The 21,306-nt window shown below is 66.9% G+C and carries 22 protein-coding genes; 9 read left to right on the top strand and 13 right to left on the bottom strand.

Annotated elements, in window-relative coordinates:
• Positions 1-106: 106 nt before the first annotated feature.
• The 5 genes from AC5P7S_RS05430 to AC5P7S_RS05450 form a co-directional block, all read right to left on the bottom strand.
• On the bottom strand, positions 107-856 hold the full coding sequence (locus tag AC5P7S_RS05430; RefSeq protein ID WP_049414892.1) for a cytochrome c1: 750 nt from the start codon (positions 854-856) through the stop codon (positions 107-109).
• Positions 849-2,108: a cytochrome b gene (locus AC5P7S_RS05435; protein WP_005415946.1), complete on the bottom strand. Its 1,260-nt coding sequence runs from the start codon at positions 2,106-2,108 to the stop codon at positions 849-851. Before AC5P7S_RS05435 ends, AC5P7S_RS05430 begins: the two co-directional genes overlap by 8 nt.
• A complete protein-coding gene (petA, locus tag AC5P7S_RS05440; protein WP_004151998.1) occupies positions 2,108-2,728 on the bottom strand; it encodes a ubiquinol-cytochrome c reductase iron-sulfur subunit in 621 nt (206 codons plus the stop codon). The genes AC5P7S_RS05435 and petA overlap by 1 nt, the downstream gene beginning before the upstream one ends.
• 158 nt (positions 2,729-2,886) lie before the next feature.
• Positions 2,887-3,807, bottom strand: coding sequence for a lytic transglycosylase domain-containing protein (locus tag AC5P7S_RS05445; protein WP_070489546.1), 921 nt, complete (start codon positions 3,805-3,807; stop codon positions 2,887-2,889).
• 45 nt (positions 3,808-3,852) lie between these two features.
• Positions 3,853-4,821: a helix-turn-helix transcriptional regulator gene (locus tag AC5P7S_RS05450; protein WP_095378745.1), complete on the bottom strand. Its 969-nt coding sequence runs from the start codon at positions 4,819-4,821 to the stop codon at positions 3,853-3,855.
• An 81-nt stretch (positions 4,822-4,902) separates the two neighbouring features.
• On the opposite strand from AC5P7S_RS05450, the gene AC5P7S_RS05455 reads away from it, so the two are divergent.
• Positions 4,903-5,523 carry a glutathione S-transferase family protein gene (locus AC5P7S_RS05455; protein WP_005415942.1) on the top strand — a complete coding sequence of 207 codons (621 nt, stop codon included), beginning with the start codon at positions 4,903-4,905 and terminating at the stop codon, positions 5,521-5,523.
• Positions 5,524-5,733: 210 nt separating this feature from the next.
• Complete coding sequence (miaB, locus tag AC5P7S_RS05460) at positions 5,734-7,152, top strand: tRNA (N6-isopentenyl adenosine(37)-C2)-methylthiotransferase MiaB (protein ID WP_049435924.1); 1,419 nt, start codon at positions 5,734-5,736, stop codon at positions 7,150-7,152.
• Between the two features lie 50 nt (positions 7,153-7,202).
• Here miaB and AC5P7S_RS05465 read toward each other — a convergent pair whose 3' ends face one another.
• The 3 genes from AC5P7S_RS05465 to AC5P7S_RS05475 are packed head-to-tail and all read right to left on the bottom strand — an operon-like array spanning position 7,203 to position 10,215.
• A complete protein-coding gene (locus AC5P7S_RS05465) occupies positions 7,203-8,315 on the bottom strand; it encodes an ABC transporter permease (protein WP_095378301.1) in 1,113 nt (370 codons plus the stop codon).
• Positions 8,312-9,235, bottom strand: coding sequence for an ABC transporter ATP-binding protein (locus AC5P7S_RS05470; protein ID WP_095378302.1), 924 nt, complete (start codon positions 9,233-9,235; stop codon positions 8,312-8,314). The genes AC5P7S_RS05465 and AC5P7S_RS05470 overlap by 4 nt, the downstream gene beginning before the upstream one ends.
• Positions 9,236-9,255: 20 nt before the next feature.
• Positions 9,256-10,215 carry an HlyD family secretion protein gene (locus AC5P7S_RS05475; RefSeq protein WP_095378303.1) on the bottom strand — a complete coding sequence of 320 codons (960 nt, stop codon included), beginning with the start codon at positions 10,213-10,215 and terminating at the stop codon, positions 9,256-9,258.
• A gap of 440 nt (positions 10,216-10,655) precedes the next feature.
• Between AC5P7S_RS05475 and AC5P7S_RS05480 the strand changes: the two genes are divergently transcribed.
• On the top strand, positions 10,656-11,642 hold the full coding sequence (locus AC5P7S_RS05480) for a PhoH family protein (protein WP_005415936.1): 987 nt from the start codon (positions 10,656-10,658) through the stop codon (positions 11,640-11,642).
• The gene (gene ybeY, locus AC5P7S_RS05485; RefSeq protein WP_065177391.1) at positions 11,639-12,124 is read left to right on the top strand and encodes an rRNA maturation RNase YbeY; all 486 of its coding nucleotides are present in this window, start codon (positions 11,639-11,641) and stop codon (positions 12,122-12,124) included. Before AC5P7S_RS05480 ends, ybeY begins: the two co-directional genes overlap by 4 nt.
• 47 nt (positions 12,125-12,171) lie before the next feature.
• On the opposite strand, the gene AC5P7S_RS05490 is transcribed toward ybeY, so the two are convergent.
• A complete protein-coding gene (locus AC5P7S_RS05490; protein ID WP_242441366.1) occupies positions 12,172-12,393 on the bottom strand; it encodes a hypothetical protein in 222 nt (73 codons plus the stop codon).
• Between the two features lie 54 nt (positions 12,394-12,447).
• Here AC5P7S_RS05490 and AC5P7S_RS05495 point away from each other — a divergent pair, with 54 nt between their 5' ends.
• The 5 genes from AC5P7S_RS05495 to AC5P7S_RS05515 all read left to right on the top strand — a co-directional run bounded on the left by AC5P7S_RS05495 (position 12,448) and on the right by AC5P7S_RS05515 (position 16,643).
• A complete protein-coding gene (locus tag AC5P7S_RS05495) occupies positions 12,448-12,777 on the top strand; it encodes a hypothetical protein (protein ID WP_242441367.1) in 330 nt (109 codons plus the stop codon).
• A 77-nt stretch (positions 12,778-12,854) separates the two neighbouring features.
• The gene (locus AC5P7S_RS05500; protein WP_005415933.1) at positions 12,855-13,421 is read left to right on the top strand and encodes a hypothetical protein; all 567 of its coding nucleotides are present in this window, start codon (positions 12,855-12,857) and stop codon (positions 13,419-13,421) included.
• A 64-nt stretch (positions 13,422-13,485) separates the two neighbouring features.
• The gene (locus AC5P7S_RS05505) at positions 13,486-14,367 is read left to right on the top strand and encodes a CorC family transporter (RefSeq protein WP_005408827.1); all 882 of its coding nucleotides are present in this window, start codon (positions 13,486-13,488) and stop codon (positions 14,365-14,367) included.
• A complete protein-coding gene (locus tag AC5P7S_RS05510; RefSeq protein ID WP_095378305.1) occupies positions 14,364-15,614 on the top strand; it encodes a lipoprotein N-acyltransferase Lnb domain-containing protein in 1,251 nt (416 codons plus the stop codon). Before AC5P7S_RS05505 ends, AC5P7S_RS05510 begins: the two co-directional genes overlap by 4 nt.
• Before the next feature lie 6 nt (positions 15,615-15,620).
• Complete coding sequence (locus tag AC5P7S_RS05515) at positions 15,621-16,643, top strand: magnesium and cobalt transport protein CorA (protein ID WP_065177395.1); 1,023 nt, start codon at positions 15,621-15,623, stop codon at positions 16,641-16,643.
• 75 nt (positions 16,644-16,718) lie between these two features.
• Here the strand turns inward: AC5P7S_RS05515 and AC5P7S_RS05520 are convergent, their stop codons facing one another.
• The 4 genes from AC5P7S_RS05520 to AC5P7S_RS05535 all read right to left on the bottom strand — a co-directional run bounded on the left by AC5P7S_RS05520 (position 16,719) and on the right by AC5P7S_RS05535 (position 21,071).
• Complete coding sequence (locus AC5P7S_RS05520; protein WP_005415929.1) at positions 16,719-18,083, bottom strand: NAD-dependent succinate-semialdehyde dehydrogenase; 1,365 nt, start codon at positions 18,081-18,083, stop codon at positions 16,719-16,721.
• 83 nt (positions 18,084-18,166) lie between these two features.
• A complete protein-coding gene (locus AC5P7S_RS05525; protein ID WP_095378306.1) occupies positions 18,167-19,009 on the bottom strand; it encodes an ABC transporter permease subunit in 843 nt (280 codons plus the stop codon).
• Positions 19,006-19,938: an ABC transporter permease subunit gene (locus AC5P7S_RS05530; RefSeq protein WP_005415927.1), complete on the bottom strand. Its 933-nt coding sequence runs from the start codon at positions 19,936-19,938 to the stop codon at positions 19,006-19,008. Before AC5P7S_RS05530 ends, AC5P7S_RS05525 begins: the two co-directional genes overlap by 4 nt.
• On the bottom strand, positions 19,935-21,071 hold the full coding sequence (locus tag AC5P7S_RS05535; RefSeq protein ID WP_005415926.1) for an ABC transporter ATP-binding protein: 1,137 nt from the start codon (positions 21,069-21,071) through the stop codon (positions 19,935-19,937). Before AC5P7S_RS05535 ends, AC5P7S_RS05530 begins: the two co-directional genes overlap by 4 nt.
• Positions 21,072-21,306: the final 235 nt, after the last annotated feature.

Consider the following 21,306-nt stretch of genomic DNA (forward strand, 5'->3'; position numbering starts at 1 on the left):
CTGCCGCATCGGCGCCGCCGGCACCGTGCCAGCGGTCGACTCCTCCCCGAGTGTGCAACCGACCATCACAAAAGCCAATAGGCCCATGCGATGGCCGGTGGCAGAATCAGTGAACGTCCTTCCAGTATTCCTTCTTCAGCAGGTACAGCAGGAAGGTCAGCAGGGCCAGGAACAGGATCACCCACACGCCCAGCTGCTGGCGCTTGAGTGCGGCCGGTTCGCCGGCGTATTCGAGGAAGTTGGTGATGTCCCGCACGGCCTGGTCGTACTGCCCGGCGTCCACCGATCCCGGCGTTTCAATCTTCAGGCCGGTCACCGGCGGGTCCATACCGGGCGCTTCCGCCTTGCCGTGCACCGCATGCTGCAGCCCCTGCATCTCCCACAGCGGGTTGGGCATGGAGGCGTTGGCGAACAGCGCGTTGTTCCAGCCCAGCGGGCGGCTGCTGTCCAGATAGAACGACTTGAGATAGGTATAGACCCAGTCGCTGCCACGCACACGCGCGATCAGGCTGAGATCGGGCGGCATCTTGCCGAACCACTTCTCCGCGTTTTCCTTGGGCATCGCCACCGGGATCGGGTCGCCGATCGCCGAGCCGGTGAAGTTGAGGTTGTTCATCACCTCTTCTTCGGTCAGGCCCAGGTCCTGCGCCATCCGCGAGTAGCGCAGGTACTTCAGCGCGTGGCAGCCGGAGCAGTAGTTCATGTACAGCTGCGCACCCCGCTGCAGCGAGGCGCGGTCACCGAGGTCGTTGCCGGCCTGCAGCAGCTTGGTGCCGCCCTCGGCGGCGGAGGCCAGGAAACTGCCCAGCATCAGGGTGGCCGTCAGGGCCAGCCGGACCATCCAGCGCTCAGTCATGCGTGGTCACCCTCTCCGGTACCGGCTTGGTCTTGTCCAACCTTGTCCATAGCGGCATGGTGATGAAGAACGCGAAGTACAGGAAGGTCAGCACCCGCCCGATGTAGGTTTCATGCACGTCGGTGCCCGGGCCGGAGCCGATCACGCCCAGCCACACGAAGCACACCGCCAGCACGCCCAGCATCACCTTCGAGATCCAGCCGCGGTAGCGCACCGACTTCACCCTGGCCTTGTCCAGCCACGGCACCAGGAACAGGATCGCAATGGCCGAGAACATCACCAGCACGCCACCGAGCTTGTTCGGTACCACGCGCAACATCGCGTAGTAAGGCGTGTAGTACCAGACCGGCTTGATGTGTTCGGGGGTCACCAGCCGGTTGGCCTCGGTGAAGTTGTCGTGTTCCAGGAACAGGCCGCCGAAGCCCGGTGCGAAGAAGATGATGAAGGCGGCGATGATCAGCAGGAAGCCGGCGCCGACACCATCCTTGAGCGTGTAGTACGGATGGAACGGAATACCGTCGGCCGGAGCATTCGGCGACCAGCGGTTGCCCTTCGGCCCCTTCTTGATCTCCACGCCATCGGGGTTGTTCGACCCCACTTCGTGCAGCGCGCCCAGATGCAGCACCACCAGCAACAGCAGCACCAGCGGCAGTGCGATGACGTGCAGCGCGAAGAAGCGGTTGAGCGTGGCGTCACTGGGCAGGTAGTCGCCCATGATCCATTCGGTCAGGCCGTTGCCGATCACCGGTATCGCGCCGAACAGCGAGATGATCACTTTGGCGCCCCAGAACGACATCTGGCCCCACGGCAGCACATAGCCCATGAAGGCTTCGGCCATCAGCACCAGGTAGATCAGCATGCCCAGGATCCACACCAGCTCGCGCGGCTTCTGGTAGCTGCCGTACAGCAGGCCACGGAACATGTGCAGGTAGACCACGATGAAGAACAGCGAGGCGCCGGTGGAGTGCATGTAGCGGATCAGCCAGCCCCACTCCACATCACGCATGATGTATTCGATGGAGCCGAACGCCTCGGCGGCGTTGGTCTTGTAGTGCATCGTCAGGAAGATGCCGGTGACGATCTGGTTGACCAGCACCAGCAGTGCCAGCGAACCGAAGTAGTACCAGATGTTGAAGTTCTTCGGCGCGTAATACTCGGTAACGTGCTTGCGGTAGACCGGCATCAGGCCCGGCGCGCGGGCATTGACCCAGTCGGCGACGCCGCTGGCGGTACGGGCGAGGATATTGGCCATCAGGCTGCCCCCTGCGGATCGACACCGATGATGATGGTGTTGTCGTCCTGGTAATGGTGCGCGGGCACCTTCAGGTTGATCGGTGCCGGCACATCCTTGAAGACGCGGCCGGACATGTCGAAGCGCGACTTGTGGCAGGGGCAGAAGTAGCCCCCCTTCCACTGCGGGTCGTAGGGCTCAGGCCGGATCTCGGCGACCATTTCCGGCGAGCAGCCCAGGTGCGTGCACAGGCCGACCAGCACGGAGATGTCCGGCTTGATCGAGCGCAGCTCGGGGTTCTGCTTCAGCACGTAGTCCGGCTGCTGGTCCTTCTCGCCGGACTCGGGGTCCTTGAGGCGGCCATCCAGCCCGTGCAGTGCATCCAGGATCGCCTTGGACCGCTTTACGATCCAGATCGGCTGGCCACGCCACTCCACGATCAGGCGTTGGCCTTCCTGCAGGGCGCTGATGTCGGCGACCACCGGTGCACCGGCAAGCTTGGCACGGGCACTGGGGTTCCAGGATTTGATGAAAGGAACGGCGGTGAATCCGACGCCGACGGCGCCAACCACAGCAGTGGTGGCAGAAAGAAAACGCCGACGTCCGGTGTTGACTGGATCGTGTACCCCATCGTTGGCCATCCGGCACTCCGATATTGATTAGGTAGCTTTAAGGCTGCCAGCGGATCCGGTGGGGGCCAGAGCCGCATTGAATCATGGGCGAGTGTAGCGGAACCGTCGCGCGCCACACAACGCATTGCAACAACATTGATTACGGGGTGGCCGGCCAGCGGCCGGCACTACTGGTGTGTCAATGCGGTGCGGTAACGCTCGGCCAGCTGTCCGACCCGGCGCACGTAGTACTGGGTCTCGCTGTAGGGCGGCACGCCACCGTGGCGGTCGACCGCGCCTTCGCCGGCGTTGTAGCCGGCCGCAGCCAGGGTCAGGTCGCCATTGAAGCGCTTCAGCAACCACGCAAGATACTGCACGCCACCACGGATGTTCTGCGCGGCATCGTAGGAATCGCTGACCCCGAAGCGGGCCGCGGTCGGCGGCATCAGCTGCATCAGGCCCTGCGCGCCGGCGCGGCTGAGCGCGGTCGGGTTGTAGGCCGACTCGGCGTGGATGATGGCGCGCACCACGGCTTCTTCGACGCCGAACTCGCGTGCGGCCGAGGTGATCTCGGTCTGGAACGCGGTGGTGTTCAAGCGCACCGAACCGAAGTCCACGCGTGGGTTGACGCCACAGGCATAACAGCGCTCCATGAAACTGTAGCGGATGGTACGCACCGGGCCGAGGTTGGCGACCTGGGTCGGCCGCGCACTGGTGTAGTGGCGCACCCCATCCTTCATGAAGGAATAGACCTGGCCGCTGACCATCCGCCCGGCCCGCGAGGCCGTCGGTACCGCTGCAGGCGCGGGTGCAGCAGGCGTCGGCGCGACTGCAGCGGGCGCAGCGGCGCTGGCCGCCACGGCGACCGGATTGCGTTCGATGCTGGCCACCGAGGTCGGCGCAGGCTTCGGTGCGGCCACCACGGGGCGCGGTGCCGGGCGGGTATCACGGCTGTAGCTGATGCTGCTGCAACGCGCGCCGGCCACTCGCTTGCTAACGTAGCTGGTGACCCCGTCGGCGCCCTGGCACTTGTACAGGGTGCCAGCGCTGGCCGGCGCAGCGGTCAGCGCAGCGATGATGATCGCCGTTGTCCCCAGTATCCCCTTCATGCCGCGAGTGTCCCAGCTTCGCCGGGGCTTGCCAAGCGATGTGGCTCAGCCTGTGACCGGCGGCACAGCCAGCACCTGGCCCAATCCGGCCAAACGCTGTGCCAGCTCATCGCGCAGGCCCGGCGGTGTGGTCCACAACGCCACCGGCACCCGGTCCAGGCTGAGGATCTGCGCCAGCATCATGCCGCGGCTCTCGGCGCCCATGCGCAACAGGCAATGGTCGGCACCATCAGCCTCCAGCACACCACACCACGGCGGGATGCACCCTTCCAGCTCGGTGCGGCTGCCGGCCAGGCGGACGATCGCCTGCAGCGCGAAGGGCGCCTGGCTGACCGCCTGCCGCACCATCACGTCCGGGGGCGCGGGCGGGCGCCGATGCATGCCCGGCCCGGAGCATTCGCGCACCGCGCCCATCCGGTCCACGCGCAGGGTGCGCCAGTCCTGGCGGCCCAGGTCCCAGGCCAGCAGGTACCAGCGCCGCCCATAGTTGACCAGGTGCTGCGCCTCGACCTCGCGCTGGGTCACCTCCTCCTGCGCACTGCGGTACTCGAAGGCCAGCCGTGACGCCTGCCGGCAGTGCTGGGCCAGCCGTCCCAGCAGGCGTGCGTCGGTAGAGGGAAGGTCGGACAGGGTGGCCGTCGCCGCATGCACCTCGCCGGCCTGCCGCCGGCGACGGGTGGGGACCAGCGGATCGAGCTTGGACAACAGGCCCCGCGCGGTGTCGTCGATGCCAGCGACGGTCGCTGACGCGGCACGCAGGGCGATCGCCAGGGTCGTCGCCTCGTCCTCGTCCAGCAGCATCGGCAGCACCGGTGCCCCTGCCCCGAGCTGATAGCCGCCGCCGACCCCCGATGAGGCCCGCACCGGATAGCCCAGTTCGCGCAGGCGTTCGATATCACGGCGGATGCTGCGCCGGTCCACGCCCATGCGCTCGGCCAGCTCAGCCCCGGACCACTGGCGGCGGGCCTGCAGCAGGGCGATCAGGCGCAGCAGTCGATGGGCGGTATGACGCATGAAGAATCGAGGACAGAAGTCGTCCGCAATAGTGCCTGAGGATGGCTTCCAGTTCACCCACCCACCGCAAGGAGCAATGCCATGAACTCACGCCAGATCACCCTGTACCACGCCGCCAGATCCCGTTCGAGCGGCGCCGTGGCCCTGCTCGAAGCGCTGGGTGCCGACTACCGCATGCAGGTGCTGGACCTGAAGGCCGGTGCCAACCTGGCCCCGGCCTATCTGGCCATCAACCCGATGGGCAAGGTGCCGGCCATCGTCCACAACGGCGCACTGGTGACCGAGCAGGTCGCCATTTATCTGTACCTGGCCGACCTGTATCCGGAGGCCGGGCTTGCGCCGCCGATCGGCGACGCCCTGCGCGGCCCCTACCTGCGCTGGATGGCCTTCTACGGTGCCTGTTTCGAGCCGGCGATGATCGACAAGGCGATGCACCGCGAGCCGCCGCCGCGCCTGATGTCGCCGTACAACGACGCCGAGACCGTGCTGCAGGTGGTCGAGGCTCAGCTGGCGCAGGGCCCGTACCTGCTCGGCGAGACGATGAGTGCCGCCGACGTGCTGTGGGGCAATGCGCTGGCCTGGACCACGGCCTTCGGCCTGGTGCAGCCTGCGCCGGCCACGGCTGATTACATCGCACGGATGAGCGCGATGACCGCCTTCGACCGTTCGCGGCAGATCGATGCGGAGCTGGCGGCCGCGTAAGCAGCGCCCCCTTGTGCGGCGTAAGCAGCGCCCCCTTGTAGAGCCGAGCCCACGCTCGGCTGGCTTCAATAGAGCCAGGCCATGCCAGGCTGCCCCATGGGAAGCGGGAAGAGCAGCCGAGCGTGGGCTCGGCTCTACAAGGGCGCGGCGGCTGGCGCGGGATGCGGGTAGAATTGCTCGCTTTCCCGCCACCCGAATGGATTAAGCGCCATGACCGGGACGCCAGACGTCTTTCCGCCCGCCACGCCGGGCGGTACCCCGCTCGTTGCCCTGCCCGCTGGTCCGCGCAAGCCTGACCAGGTCAAGGGCAAGCTGTACATCAAGACCCACGGTTGCCAGATGAACGAGTACGACTCGGCCAAGATGGCCGACGTGCTTGCCGCCAGCGATGGCCTGGAACTGACCGACAGCCCGGACGACGCCGACGTCATCCTGGTCAACACCTGCTCCATCCGCGAGAAGGCGCAGGAGAAGGTGTTCAGCCAACTCGGCGTGTGGAAGGGCCTGAAGAACAAGGGCCGCGAGGTCATCATCGGCGTGGGCGGCTGCGTTGCCTCGCAGGAAGGCGAAGCGATCATCAAGCGCGCCCCGTTCGTGGACCTTGTGTTCGGTCCGCAGACCCTGCATCGCCTGCCGGAACTGATCCGCGCACGCCGCGAGCAGAAGCGCCCGCAGGTGGACATCAGCTTCCCCGAGATCGAGAAGTTCGACCGCCTGCCCGAGCCACGCGCCGAAGGTGCCTCGGCGTTCGTGTCGATCATGGAAGGCTGTTCCAAGTACTGCTCGTTCTGCGTGGTGCCTTACACCCGCGGCACCGAAGTCAGCCGCCCGTTCGAGGACGTGGTGGTGGAAGTGGCGCAGCTCGCCGCGCAGGGCGTGCGCGAGATCAACCTGCTCGGCCAGAACGTCAACGCCTATCGCGGCCCGTATGGAGACGGTGAGTTTGCCGACCTCGGCCTGCTGATCCGCACCATCGCCGAGATCGATGGGGTCGGCCGCATCCGCTTTACCACCTCGCACCCGCTCGAGTTCAGCGATTCGCTGATCGATGCGTTCCGCGACGTTCCGCAGCTGGCCAACTTCCTGCACCTGCCGGTGCAGGCCGGCAGCGACCGCGTGCTGTCGGCGATGAAGCGCGGCTACACCGCGCTGGAATTCAAGTCGAAGATCCGCAAGCTGCGCGCGGTGCGCCCGGACATTTCAATCAGCTCGGACTTCATCGTCGGCTTCCCCGGCGAGACCGATGCCGACTTCGAGAAGACCATGAAGCTGATCGAGGACATCGGCTTCGACCACAGTTTCTCCTTCATCTATTCGCGTCGACCGGGTACGCCGGCGGCCGATCTGGAGGACACGATCAGCGATGCCGAGAAGCATGCGCGCCTGTCGCGCCTGCAGGAACGCATCAATGCGCACGCCGCCAGCATCTCGGAGAAGATGGTCGGTACCGTGCAGACCGTGCTGGTGGAAGGGCCGTCGCGCAAGAACCCGAACGAGCTGACCGGCAAGACCGAGAACATGCGGTCGGTGAATTTCCCGGCGCCTGCGCGCCTGATCGGGCAGTTCGTGGATGTGGTGATCACCGAAGCGCTGACCAATTCGCTGCGCGCGCGGGTGGTTGCGGAATAAGTCCCCGGCAAAGGGGGTCGGAGCCCCTGCGGGGATCCGACCCCCTGCCTTCAATCCAGGCGCTTGCGGAAACGCAGGATCGCCAGGGTCATCATCACCACGATGAAGGCCAGCAGCGCCAGTGCGTCGTGCCACAGCTCCCACAGCGAGGCGCCGCGCAGCATGATGCCGCGCACCAGGCGCAGGAAGTGGGTCAGCGGCAGCACTTCGGCCAGCCACTGCACCGGCCGCGGCATGCCGGCGAACGGGAACATGAAGCCCGACAGCAGGATCGACGGCAGGAACAGGAACAGCGTCATCTGCATCGCCTGGAACTGCGAGCGCGCACGCGTGGAGATCAGCAGGCCCAGCGCCAGGTTGGCCAGCACCAGCAGCACCGCGGCCAGATAGATGTCCAGCAGGCTGCCGCGAATGGGTACCTGGAACAGCCAGGTGCCCAGCACCAGCACCAGCGTGGTCTGCAGCAGGCCGATGGCCGCATAGGGCAGCACCTTGCCGACCATCAGCTCGCTGCGCGACACCGGCGTGGCGATCAGCAGTTCCATGTTGCCGCGCTCGCGTTCGCGCACCACCGCTACCGCCGTGAACATCACCAGGGTCATGGTCAGGATCACCCCGATCAGGCCCGGTACGATGTTCACCGCCGAGCGCCGCTGCGGGTTGTAGAAGCTGGTCACGCTGACCGGACCACTGGCGATGCTGCCTTCGCGCAGCGGCCGCGTATTGCTGGTCGGGCGCGTATCCAGTGGCACCTGCGCCAGCTGGATCGCCGCACTCTGCACCACGGTGTCGCTGCCATCGACCAGCACCTGTACTGCTTCGCGTCCATCGAAGCGGCGACGCTCGAAGTCCGCCGGCACCACGATGCCGACGCTGATCTCGCCGCGGCGCAGCGCCTGCATCAGCTGGTCCGGCGTGTAGGCCTCGCTGCGTGGCGTGATCACGCCGGTGGCGACCATGTCCTGCACCAGCGCGCGTGAGGCGGCGCTGTTGGCCTGGTCGGCGATACCCGCATCGAGGTGGCGCAGGTTGAGGTTGATCGCATACCCGAACAGCAGCAGCTGCATCACCGGAATGCCGACGATCATCGCCAGCGTGATGCGGTCGCGGCGCAGCTGCCGCAGCTCCTTGAGCATGATCGCCCACAGCCTGCGCAGGTTCATGCCGCTGGCTCCCTGCCACGGCCACGGGTGGCGGCCACGAACACGTCCTCCAGGTTCGGCGCCACGATTTCGATATGCGCTTGCGGGTCGGCGCTGGCCAGCGCGCGCCGCAGCACTGCGACATCCGCTGCGCCCTCATTGCACAGCACGCGCAGATGGGTGCCGATCTGCGCCACGCTCAGCACGCCGGGCAGCTCGGCCAGCACGCGGCTGGCCTGGCGTGGCTGCGATGACGTGACCTGCAGCGTGCGTCCTTGCAGCCGTGAACAGAGCTCGGCCGGCGTGCCGTCGGCCACCAGTGCGCCGCGATCAAGGATCGCCAGGCGATGGCAGCGCTCGGCTTCGTCCATGTAATGGGTCGACACCAGCACCGTGGTTCCCGCGTCGGCCAGTTCGAACAGGGCCTCCCAGAAGTCGCGGCGCGATTTTGGGTCGACCGCGCTGGTCGGCTCATCCAGGAACAGCAGTTCGGGCGAATGCACCACGGCGCCGGCCAGGGCCAGGCGCTGCTTCTGTCCACCACTGAGCGTGCCGGCCAGCTGCGGCTGCCGGTCCTGCAACCGGTACTGCTGCAGCAGCGCATCGACCCGTTGCCGGGCCTGGTTGCGCGGCAGGTCCTGGATGGCGGCGAGGAATTCCAGGTTCTCGCGTACCGACAGGTCTTCGTACAGCGAGAAGCGCTGGGTCATGTAGCCGATGCGCCGGCGCAGTGCTTCGGCCTGCTCGGGAACCGCCAGGCCCAGCACCTCGATCTGCCCCGCACTGGGTTCCAGCAGGCCGCACAGCATGCGGATGGTGGTCGACTTGCCTGACCCGTTCGGGCCCAGGAAGCCGTACACCTGCCCGCGCGGGACGGTCAGGTCGACCTTGTCCACGGCCAGCAGTTCACCGAAGCGGCGAGTCAGGCCCTGCGCATGCACCGCGATGTCCGCACCGGTGTTCAGAAGCGCACCTGCACCGGCAGTCCGGCCGGAAGCTTCTGCATGTCGCTGGCTGCATCCACTTCGATCTCGGCGAGGTAGCTCAGGCGCTCGACGTCATCGCGGGTCAGTGCGTAGTACGGGGTGAAAGAAGGCTCGCTGCGGATCGCGCGCACATGGCCCTTCAGTACGGTGGTGCCCCCTCCCTCCAGCTGTATCTGTGCCGGCTGACCGACCTTGACCTGCAGGCGCAGCGGCTGCGGCAGGTAGACGCGCGCATAGGGGCGCTCGCCGACCAGCATCACCGCCAGCGGCGCCCCGATCGGTGCCTGGTCACCCTGCCGGTAGGGCAAGGCATCGATCACGCCATCGCGCGGTGCGCGCAGCTGCAGCTTCTGCAGGTTGACGCCCTGCACCACCTGCTGCGCCTGTGCGGCGTCGGCGGCCGCCTGGCCCTGAGCGATGTCCTGCGCGCGACTGCCGTGCACCCGTTCCAGCCAGGCCTGCTCGGCGGCACGCACGCTGGCCGCGGCATTGCCGGCGGCTGCCCGTGCACGGTCCAGCTCGGCGGCGGCGATCAGGCGCTGGCGTGCCAATGGTTGCACCCGACGATAGTAGGCAGTGGCTTCAGCAGACTGCGCGCGCAATGCGGCCAGTTGTGCCTGGGCCTGTGCGATCTGTTCCTGGCGCGGGCCGAGCTTCAGCTCTTCCAGCTGGGCCTGCGCGCGCGCCGTGTCGGCCTGCGCCGCCGCGAACTGCGCGTCGCCGCGGGCGGGGTCGAGCTGCATCAGCACGGCCCCGGCCTTGACCCGCTGGCCCTCGCGCACCTCCACCGTGGCGATCACCTCGGCCGCCGGCGCCGGCACCGTGATCCGGTCCCACTCCAGTGTGCCCAGCGCCGTTGGCGTTGACTGCCCACAGCCCGCCAGCAGGCCGATGCCCGCCAGCCCGAGTCCACGCATCCCGTTGCCGATGCCCATGCCATCCCCTCCTGCGACGGCGACACGGTGCCACCTGCCCCGTGCACCTTCAATGATTCCGATCAGCCCTGACGGTTTTTTCGCCACGTACGGGCGAGCCTTTTGCTGCAAGGTTCCTCGCCACCTATCCACAGCTTGATTCAGCATCATTCCACAGCCGGTGTGGAGAACCGGACGGGGGCGGCCGTACTGGCTGCCTGGCAGCGGAAGATGCGCTGCCGTCACAGGAGCGGCCGACCGTGACGGTTTTTTCACCACCACCTCATACGCCTTGTGGCACAAGCACTGCGAAGGCCTATCCACAGCTTTTCGCGCCCCCCGTCCACACCGGGTGTGGAAAACCGCGTATCGGCCCGCCGCTGGCCGCATGCCCGGTACGCGCGTAACCTTGTCACCCCGAGTCCATCGCGGTGGACGGCGACCCCGCCCCACCCCAAGCAATGAAAAGCATCGATCATCGAGACTTCACCCTGTCGCCGGAAGACAACGAGCGACTGGCCAACCTGTGCGGCCCCTTCGACGGGCACCTGCGCCAGATCGAGCTGAAGCTCGGCGTGGAGATCGCCAATCGTGGCTTCGTGTTCCGCATCAGCGGGCCCAACGAAGCCATCGTCGAGGCGCAGAAGCTGGTTGAAGCGCTGTACGCCGAAGCCGGCGAAACCACCTTCGACAACCACGCCATCCACCTGCGCCTGGCGCAGGCCAACGTCGAGCAGATCGCCGAACGCTCCTACGAAGCGCAGGACGTGGCAATCAAGGTCAAGCGTGGCACGGTACGTGGCCGCGGCGCCAACCAGGGCCGCTACCTGCACCAGATCGCCACGCATGACATCAACTTCGGCATCGGCCCGGCCGGAACCGGCAAGACCTTTCTGGCCGTGGCCAGCGCGGTCGAAGCACTGAACGAATCACGGGTGCAGCGCCTGATCCTGGTGCGCCCGGCGGTGGAAGCCGGCGAGAAGCTGGGCTTCCTGCCCGGCGACCTGAGCCAGAAGGTCGACCCGTACCTGCGACCGCTGTACGACGCCCTGTACGAGATGATGGGCGTGGAGAAGGTGGTCAAGCTGCTGGAGAAGAACGTCATCGAGATCGCGCCGCTGGCCTACATGCGCGGCCGCACGCTCAACGATGCGTTCGTGATCCTGGACGAGGCGCAGAACACCACCATCGAACAGATGAAGATGTTCCTGACCCGCCTGGGCTACGGCTCCACGGCGGTGGTCACCGGTGACCTGACCCAGACCGACCTGCCCAAGCACGTGAAGTCCGGCCTGCGCGATGCCATCGATGTGCTGCGCGAGGTCGAGGGCGTCAGCTTCACCTTCTTCGAATCCCGCGACGTGGTCCGGCATCCGCTGGTGGCGCGCATCGTCAGCGCCTACGACCGCCGCGACCTGCATCAGATCCAGCCTGGAGCAACGCCATGACCCGTGGTCCCGTGCGACTGGACGTCGCCGTCAGTTATGCCCTGCCGCGTACCGGGCTGCCGGCCGCAGTGAGCTTCCGCAAGTGGGTGGCCGCTGCGTTGAAGGGCCGCATCCGTGAGGCCGACCTGGCCATCCGCGTGGTCGATGCCAAGGAGGGGCAGTCGCTGAACCGCCATTACCGTGGCAAGGACTACGCCACCAACGTGCTCAGCTTCCCGGCCGACGTGCCCGAAGGCCTGCCCAAGGGCGTCAAGTTTCCATTGCTCGGCGACCTGGTGATCTGCGCACCGGTGGTGGCCCGCGAAGCCGACGAACAGGGCAAGGCGCTCAACGCCCATTACGCGCACCTGACCGTGCACGGCGTGCTGCACCTGCTTGGCTGGGACCACGAGGACGACAAGGAAGCCGACGCAATGGAACAGCTGGAGCGCGAGATCCTGGCCGAGCTCGGCATCGCCGATCCCTACGCCGGCGAGCGCTGACGGCCACGCATACCGGGTTCATCACAGAGGACACCCCGATCGCGCTGTTACCCGCACTCATTGCCGCTCTTCTGCAGGTAACCACTGCCCCGGGCATCGACCCCGACCGGGAACGACCGTCGCCGTTCCCGGCCAGCGACAGCGCCGCCGACATTGCCGCCAAAGTCGCCGAGGTGCAGGCCTTCTTTGACGTCAGCCAGCAGACGGCCCGCCAGGCGGTCGCCGAGGCGCAGCAGCACGCGTTGATGGAACGCTTGAGGGCGCGCCACGCGGCACGCCTGGCCGGTATGTGGGTGGACAATGCGACGGGGTGGAACGTCGTCGTGCGACTGACTGGGCCGGCACCTGCGGCCGATGAGACCCATCCAGGGGCGGACGGCCCGCAACGCGTGCGCTACATCATCGGCGCTTCAATGACCGAAGCGGAGATGCAGCGCCGTCTTCAGGCGCAGCAGGGCTGGTTCATCCCGCAGCTGCCCGGCCTGACCGGCTATGGCCTGGACGTCATGACCGGTGAACTGGAGCTGGAACTCCGGGATACCGCTGGCGCGCGCGCAACGGCGGCGACCGTGCGCGACCACCTGCAGGCGCTGCTGGGCTACCCGGTCAGGCTGCGCTGGTACCCAGCGGCATCGCACCTGCAATCTCCCTGACTGCGTAGAGACGCTCGCGATAGCCGACCGGGACCGGTACGATCACCGGCCTGCCTTCCGTTGCGGATCCAGTGCCCGTGCTGCGTATTGTCCTGCCCCTGCTGCTCGTCGCGTCCGCCCCGGCCGCTGCCTTGGACCTGCCGGCGCTGATCGAATGCCGCCAGGGCGTAGCCGATCACGCTGCACTGGCACCGCTGCTGGCTGATCCGCTGAAGGCCGTCGCCCACGGCCTGCAGCCGCTGCCCCAGGGCAACCAGTTCATGAGCGAGTACCGACTGGCCCAGCCGATCAGCGTGTTCGGCGACCGCACCGAACGGGTCGCCGTGGCCGGCTCCAGCATCATGGCGATCCTCGACCAGGCTGACCCGCGGCCGTTGGCCAAACGCCTGGCGCTGGAGACCGGCTACGACCAGGACGGCAAGTTCATGGCCGGCCGCGAGCTGGTCAGCCGCGACGTGACCGACCCGAAGAGCGGCGAGGCCCAGATCGAGTCGATCATCCTCAGCGTCTCCACCGTGGCCTCCCATCCGGGCAAGACCCTGGCCGGCTGTACCTACAGCCTGGACCTGCCTGAAGAAGAAGCCCCTGCCCGGCCTGAACTGGCCCCGCCGCCGATCACCGGACCGGGCAGCGACGGTCACTGACAGGCCGCCACATCCTGCTAGACTTGGGCCAACGCCCGGCCTGCCGGGTGCCTTTTTTCCAGAGATGTCAGAAGACGACAGTAGTAGCTCCCCTGCGGAGCACAGTGAAAAGAAGCGCGGTTGGCTTGAACGCCTGACCTCGGCCTTCTCCGGCGAACCCCACACCCGCGACGAGCTGGTCGCTGTCCTGCACACCGCGCAGGAAGAGGGTCTGATCGCCGCCGATACCCTGAAGATGATGGAAGGCGCCATTTCGGTGGCCGAGCTGACCGTGGGCGACGTGATGATCTCGCGCTCGCAGATGGTCTCGCTGCCGGTCGAAGCGCCCTTCCTGGAACTGATGAAGCAGGTGGTCGAATCGGGCCATTCGCGCTTCCCGGTGCACGGCGAGAACAAGGACGACATCCTTGGCATCCTGCTGGCCAAGGACCTGCTGCGCGGCGTGGTCGCCGACAACGGCCCGGCCAACGTGCGCGAGCTGCTGCGCCCGGCGGTGCTGATCCCGGAGGCGAAGAAGCTGAACGTGCTTCTGAAGGAGTTCCGCCTGTCGCGCAACCACATGGCCATCGTGGTCGACGAGTACGGCGGCGTTGCCGGTCTGGTCACCATCGAGGACGTGCTGGAGCAGATCGTCGGCGAGATCGACGACGAGCACGACGAGGCCGAGGATCCGTCCGCGCAGATCGCCATCCAGTCCGACGGCCAGTACGTGGTCGACGCGCTGACCCCGATCGGCGACTTCAACGAGCGCTTCGGCGCGACGTTCTCCGACGAGGACTACGACACCATCGGTGGCCTGGTCACCGAGGCCGTGGGCCACCTTCCGGAAGTCGGCGATGAGCTGGCACTGGACCGCTTCATGTTCCGCGTGGCCCGCGCCGATGCGCGCCGGGTTCAGGCCTTCCACGTGACCGTGCTGCCGCCGGACGCGCAGGACGACGCTTGAAGCGCCGCGGCCTGATCCTCATGGTGTGGCTGGCACTGTGGGTGCTGGCCATGGCCCTGCCGCTGGCGGCCTTCGCGCAGCCGGCGGCAGCCGTGCCCGCACCGGCCACCGCCAACGCGGAGGCCCCGGCCCCGCGCATCGGCGTGGTGACCATGCAGCCGGGCACGGTTTTCTTCGAACGCTTCGGCCATGACGCCATCGTCGTGGTCGATCCGGCCAGTGGCGAAGCGACCTCATACAACTTCGGTTACTTCGATCCGTCCGAGGACGACTTCATCAGCCGCTTCGTGCGCGGCGACATGATGTATTACCTGGTGGCGCTGCCGCTGCAGCAGGACCTGTCGTACTACGACGAGACCGGCCGCGGTGCCAGCGTGCAGTGGCTGGACCTGCGCCCTGAACAGGCGCGTTCCCTGGCCGCTGACCTGGCCGAGCGGGCCAAGCCGGAAAACGCGCGCTACCACTACGATTACTACACCGCCAACTGCGCCACGATGGTACGCGACACGGTGGACAAGGCACTGGGCGGTGGCCTGCAGTCGCAGTTGTCGGGGCGTTCGCGCGGCAACACCTACCGCAGCGAGTCGGTGCGCCTGGCCTCGCCCGCCCCGTGGATGTGGCTGGGCTTCGATGTCGGCCTGGGGCCGTTCGCCGACCAGCCGCTGTCGCGCTGGCAGGAAGCATTCGTGCCGATGCGCTTGGCCGATGCGCTGCGCCAGGCACGCAACAGTGATGGCCGGCCGCTGGTGCAGTCCGAACAGGAACTGCTGCCGCACCGCATTGATCCGGAGCCGAAGGAGTTCGCGCGTCGTTGGTGGCCGTGGCTGCTGCTTGGTCTGGTCGTGGCCGGCGGCGTGCTGGCGCTGCGCAACCGGCCGCGCCTGCTGGCTGGGCTGGCCCTGCCGTTCTGGCTGTTGTGCGCCGTCGCCGGCAGCCTGCTGGTGTTCCTGTGGGGCTTCAGCACCCACTACGCCGCCTGGGCCAACCGCAACCTGCTGCTGCTTTCGCCGCTGGCCGCGCTGCTGCTGCCCGGAGCAATCAGCCTGCTGCGCCGGCGCGTGCCGGGGCGCATGTTCAGGATCGTGCTGTGGCTGCTGGCGGTACAGGCCGTGGCCGCGCTGGTGCTGCACTGGCTGAGCCTGCAGGCCCAGTACAACGTGCAGTGGATCGTACTGCTGTTGCCCGTGCACGCGGCACTGGCCTGGGTGTTGGGGCGCCGTCCTCACTTGTCCGAAACACGGCGCTGACGCACGATGGCGGGCATGTCATTGCCCGCCTCCGCTTCCGCCCCTGCTTCAGCCAACCCCGCCTGCGTCATCAACTGCGTCCACTATGATGACGAGGGCATACGCCACGATATCAGCCTGGACGCCATCAGCGATGTCATCGCCAGTGGCAATGGCTTCGTGTGGGTCGGCCTGTACGATCCCAACGACGATGTGCTGCTGAAACTGCAGGAAGAATTCTGCCTGCACGACCTGGCCATCGAGGATGCGCGCAACGCGCACCAGCGGCCCAAGGTCGAGACCTACGGCAATTCGATGTTCGTGGTGGTCACCACCGCGCAGATGGTCGACGAGCGCATCCAGTATGGCGAAACCCATGCCTTCCTCGGCCCGCGCTTCCTGGTGACGGTGCGCCACGGCGCCTCGCTGTCCTACGCGCCGGTACGTGCTCGGGTCGAGCGTGAGCCGCAGCTGCTGAAGATGGGCCCGTCGTACTGCCTGTACGCGGTGACCGACTTCGTGGTCGACAATTACCTGCCGATCGTGCACCGCTTCCGCGACACCCTGGACCTGCTGGAAAAGGACATCTTCGCCGAGAACTACAAGCGCAGCACCGTGGTGCGCCTGTACGAGCTCAAGCGCGAACTGAACAAGATGCGGATGGCGGTGGCGCCGCTGCAGGATGTGCTGGCCCAGCTGCGCCGTTACCAGGGCGAGCTGGTTCCGGACGAAGTGAAGCTGTACATCCGTGACGTGCACGACCACGCGGTACGCATCAGCGATGTGATCGACACCCTGCGCGAGATGCTGGGCACCGCGCTCAGCGTGAACCTGTCGCTGGTGACGCTGGCGCAGGGCGAGACGGTCAAGCGCCTCGGTGCGTGGGCCGCGCTGCTGGCGGCACCGACGCTGATCACCAGCTGGTACGGGATGAACTTCAGCCACATGCCGGAGCTGAGCCAACCGTGGGCCTACCCACTGATGATCGTTGGTGTGGGCGGCGTCTGCGTGGGCCTGTACCGGTTGTTCAAGCGCGCAAAGTGGTTGTGACCCGCTGGTGGTAGTGCCGGCCGCTGGCCGGCAACCAGGGCAATGCCGGCCAGCGGCCGGCATTGCCATTCGGCATCAAGCCACGTAAACGGTCTTGATGTTCATGAACTCATGGATGCCGTGGTCGGCCAGTTCCCGGCCAAAGCCAGACTGCTTGCTGCCGCCGAACGGCAGCCGCGCATCGCTTTTGACGATGGCATTGACGAAGGCCGCACCGCATTCCATGCGTTGCGCGAAGGCTTCGCCGCGCACCGGATCGCGCGTCCACACACTGCCGCCCAGGCCGAAGCGCGTGTCGTTGGCCACGCGCAGTGCCTCGCTCTCATCAGCGACCCGGATCACCGCAGCCACCGGACCGAACAGTTCCTCGTCGTAGGCCGGCATGCCCGGGCCGACCTGGTCGAGCACCGTGGCCGGATAGCCGGCATGGGTGCCGGCAATCGGCTCGCCGCCTATCAGCACCCGCGCACCCTTGGCCACGCTGGCCTGTACCTGCTTGTGCAGTTCATCGCGCAGATCGGCACGGGCCATCGGCGCCAGCGTGGTGCCCCGCTCATCGGGGTCGCCGTACTGGCGCTCGGCCGCAGCTTCAACGAAGCGGCGGGTGAATTCATCGGCTACCGCCTCGACCACGATGAACCGCTTGGCCGCGATGCAAGTCTGCCCGCTGTTGTCGAAGCGCGACTTCACCGCTGCCGCAACCGTCTTGCCGAGGTCGGCATCGTCGAGCACCACGAAGGCATCGCTGCCACCCAGCTCCATCACCGACTTCTTCAATTGGCTGCCGGCGTTGGAGGCGATCGAGCGCCCTGCCCGCTCGCTGCCGGTCAGCGTCACCGCCTTCACCCGTGCGTCGCGCAGCACGTCGGCGGCCTGGTCGTTGTCGATGTGCAGCACGTCGAACACGCCGTCCGGCAGGCCGCCATCACGGCACACCGCCAGGATCAGGTCGGCACACTGCGGCACGTTGCTGGCGTGCTTGAGCAGGGCCACGTTGCCGGCCATGAACGCCGGTGCGAGGAAGCGGAACACCTGCCAGATCGGGAAATTCCACGGCATCACCGCGAACACGCAGCCGATCGGCTCGTAGCGCACGTAGCTGCGCTGGGCTTCGGTGTCGATCAGCTGCGGCTTCAGATAGTCGGCCGCATGGTCGGCGTAGTACTCGCAGGCCGCCGCGCACTTGTCGACCTCGGCCAGCGCTTCGGCCTTGAGCTTGCCCATCTCGTGGGTCATCGCCTGCTGCAGGTCGTCGCGGCGCGTGCGCAGCTGCGCCGCGATCTGGCGCAGGATCGCGCCGCGTTCCTGCAGCGAACGCTCGGCCCAGCCGGGGAACGCATCGGCGGCGGCCTGCAGGCGCTGCTCGATGTCGGCAGCGCCCATCAGTTCATGGCGGTAGGTCACCTGGCCGGTGGCCGGGTCGACGATCTCGACGGTCATGGGGGATCTCCATCTGGAAGACCCCCATTGTGCGCCGCCGGCCGTGAGCCGGGTGTTGCCGGCACAGTGGACGGATCGTGTACTCAGCCGTTGTCCTGCCGCGCCAGCTGCAGGTCGCGCTGGCGCCGCTTCTCGGCGCGGGCATTGATGTACCAGCCGATCACCGCGGCGATCGATACCGCCGACACCAGCAGCGTGGCCAGTGCATTGATCTTCGGGCTGATGCCCATGCGCACCGACGCGAACACCTTCATCGGCAGCGTGGTCGAGCCCGGCGTGGCGACGAAGCTGGCCACCACCACGTCATCCAGCGACAGGGTGAACGCCAGCAGCCAGCCCGCCACCAGCGCCGGCGCGATGATCGGCAGGGTGATGCGGGTGAACACGGTCAGCCGGCTGGCCCCGAGGTCCATCGCCGCTTCTTCCAGCGACAGGTCCATTTCCTGCAGCCGCGAGGACACCACCACGGTGACGAAGCACAGGGTGAAGGTGACGTGGGCGATCCAGATGGTGGCCAGGCCGCGTGCCGGGAAGCCGGGAATCGCGCCCATCGAGGCCAGCAGCGCCATCAACGAGAAGCCCAGGATCACATCCGGCATCACCAGCGGCGCGGTGACCAGCGCACCGAACATCGGCTTGCCACGGAAGCGCTTGAAGCGGGTCATCACCATCGCCGCCAGCGTGCCCAGCACGGTGGCGGTACAGGCGGTCCAGAACGCCACCACCAGGCTGGTCCACATCGCATCCATCAGCGCACGGTCGGCGAACAGGTCACTGTAGGCGCGGGTGGAGAACCCGGCCCAGACCATCGCCAGCCGCGAGCTGTTGAACGAATAGAACATCAACAGCAGGATCGGCAGGTACAGGAAGGCGAAGCCGAGCAGCAGCACGCCCAGCCCCAGGCCCTTGGCGGTACGCGGGCTCATGCCTGCTTCCCTTCCAGCAGGCGCTGCTGGGATCGGTTGAACAGCAGGATCGGCACCAGCAGCAACAGGATCATCGCCACCGCCATCGCCGACGCGCCCGGCCAGTTGCGGTTGTTGAAGAACTCGTTCCACAGCTGGCGGCCGACCATCAGCGTCTCCGAGCCCCCCAGCATTTCCGGAATCACGAATTCACCCACTGCCGGGATCATCACCAGCATGCAGCCGGCGATGATGCCGGCCTTCGACAGCGGCAGGGTGATGCGGAGGAAGGCCTGCCATGGCTTGGCACCCAGGTCGTAGGCCGCTTCCAGCAGGCGGTGGTCATGCTTGACCAGGTTGGCGTACAGCGGCAGCACCATGAACGGCAGGTAGCAGTAGACGATGCCGATGTAGGCGGCGGTCGGCGTATCGATCAACTGCAGTTTCGGCAGGCCCATCGACGTCATCAGCGCCTGCAGGCCGGTGAACTGCAGGAACTGGTCAAGCAGGCCGTTGCGGTCCAGGATCGCCTTCCACGCATACACGCGGATCAGGAACGAGGTCCACGACGGCAGCACCACCAGCATCATCGCCACGTTGCGTGCGGCCGGCGACAGGCGGGCGATGGCATAGGCCATCGGGTAGCCGATCAGCAGGGTCAGGAAGGTGGAGATGGCCGCGATCCTGATCGAGCTCAGGAAGGCCTGCGCATAGATCGAATCGCGGAACAGCGCCAGGTAATTCTCCAGGTTCAGCTTCAGCGAGAACCCGCCGTCCACGTACTGCAGCAGCCAGGTATACGGCGGCGAGCCGACCCGGCTGAGCGAGAAACTGATCATCAGCACGATCAGGAACGGCACTGCGAAGAACAGCAGCAGCCACAGGTACGGAATGCCGATCACCGTGGCACGCAGCCCCGGCAGCCAGCGCTTCAAGCCGGCGACGCTCATGAGGTGAGCACCACGCCGTCGTTGTCGCGCCAGTGCACCCACACCTCGTCGCCCCAGGTGAAGCCATCACTGGCCCAGCGCTGCGAGTTGGCGAAGTTGGCCAGCACCTTGGCGCCGCTGGGCAGGCGCACGTGATAGACCGAGTGGCTGCCGAAGTAGGCGATGTCCTCGATCACGCCCTGCGCCTTGTTGGTGTGCCCTTCTGGCTCGTCCTTGCCGATCATCACCTTCTCCGGGCGCAGCGCGAACGCGACCGGCTGCCCTTCATAGCAGGTGATGCCATGGGCAATGTAGATCGGCGCCGGGAACAGCGGCGAGCGCACGGTCACGTACTCGGGCAGGTCCTCGTCGATCACCCCGTCAAACAGGTTGACCGAACCGATGAACTCGGCGACGAAGCGGTTGGCCGGCTGCTCGTAGACCTCGTCCGGCTTGCCGACCTGCTGGATCCAGCCGGCATCCATCACCGCGATACGGGTGGCCATGGTCATCGCTTCTTCCTGGTCGTGGGTGACCATCACGCAGGTCACGCCCGACGATTCGATGATGCTGACCAGTTCCAGCTGCATCTGCGAGCGCAGCTTCTTGTCCAGCGCGCCCATCGGTTCGTCCAGCAGCAGCAGCTTCGGCCCCTTGGCCAGCGACCGCGCCAGCGCCACGCGCTGCTGCTGGCCACCGGACAGCTGGTGCGGCTTGCGCTTGCCCAGGTGGCCCATCTGCACCAGGTCGAGCATCTCGCCGACGCGCTTGCTGATCGCGTCCTTGCCCAGGCCATCCTGCTTCAGGCCGAAGGCGATGTTCTGCTCGACCGTCATGTGCGGGAACAGGGCATAGGACTGGAACATCATGTTGACCGGCCGCTGGTACGGCGGCAGCGCGTCCAGGCGCTGGCCATCGACGGTGATGCTGCCCTTGGTGGGCGTCTCGAAGCCGCCCAGGCAGCGCAGCAGGGTCGATTTACCACTGCCGGAGCCACCGAGCAGGGCAAAGATCTCGCCCTTGCGCACGTCCAGGTTGACGTCGTCGACGGCGACGAATCCGTCGAATTCCTTGCGCAGATCACGAATGGAGAGATAGCCGGGCGCACCGGTCGTGTCGACGACGGCGGCTACCGGCTGGGCTTCAACGGGCATGGGGGCTCCGGGAGCGGGCGGTGGACAGCGGCGGCCATTCTAACGGCCGGGGGCCGAAGGGGATATGACGGCAGTGGGTGGAAGCGGCCGCTGGCTCGCCCAGCCCCCCCCCGAGGTGTGTCGGTTTTCCCCCGCCATGGTGGCCTGTGCGCCGGAAGGCCCGGGCTCTCCTCGACGCCCGGACGGCCGTCCCGGCCAGACACCACGGGCGGCGGCCCGATCTGCAACATTTTTC

The sequence above is a fragment of the Stenotrophomonas sp. YJH_SMC_32 genome, from assembly GCF_059369975.1.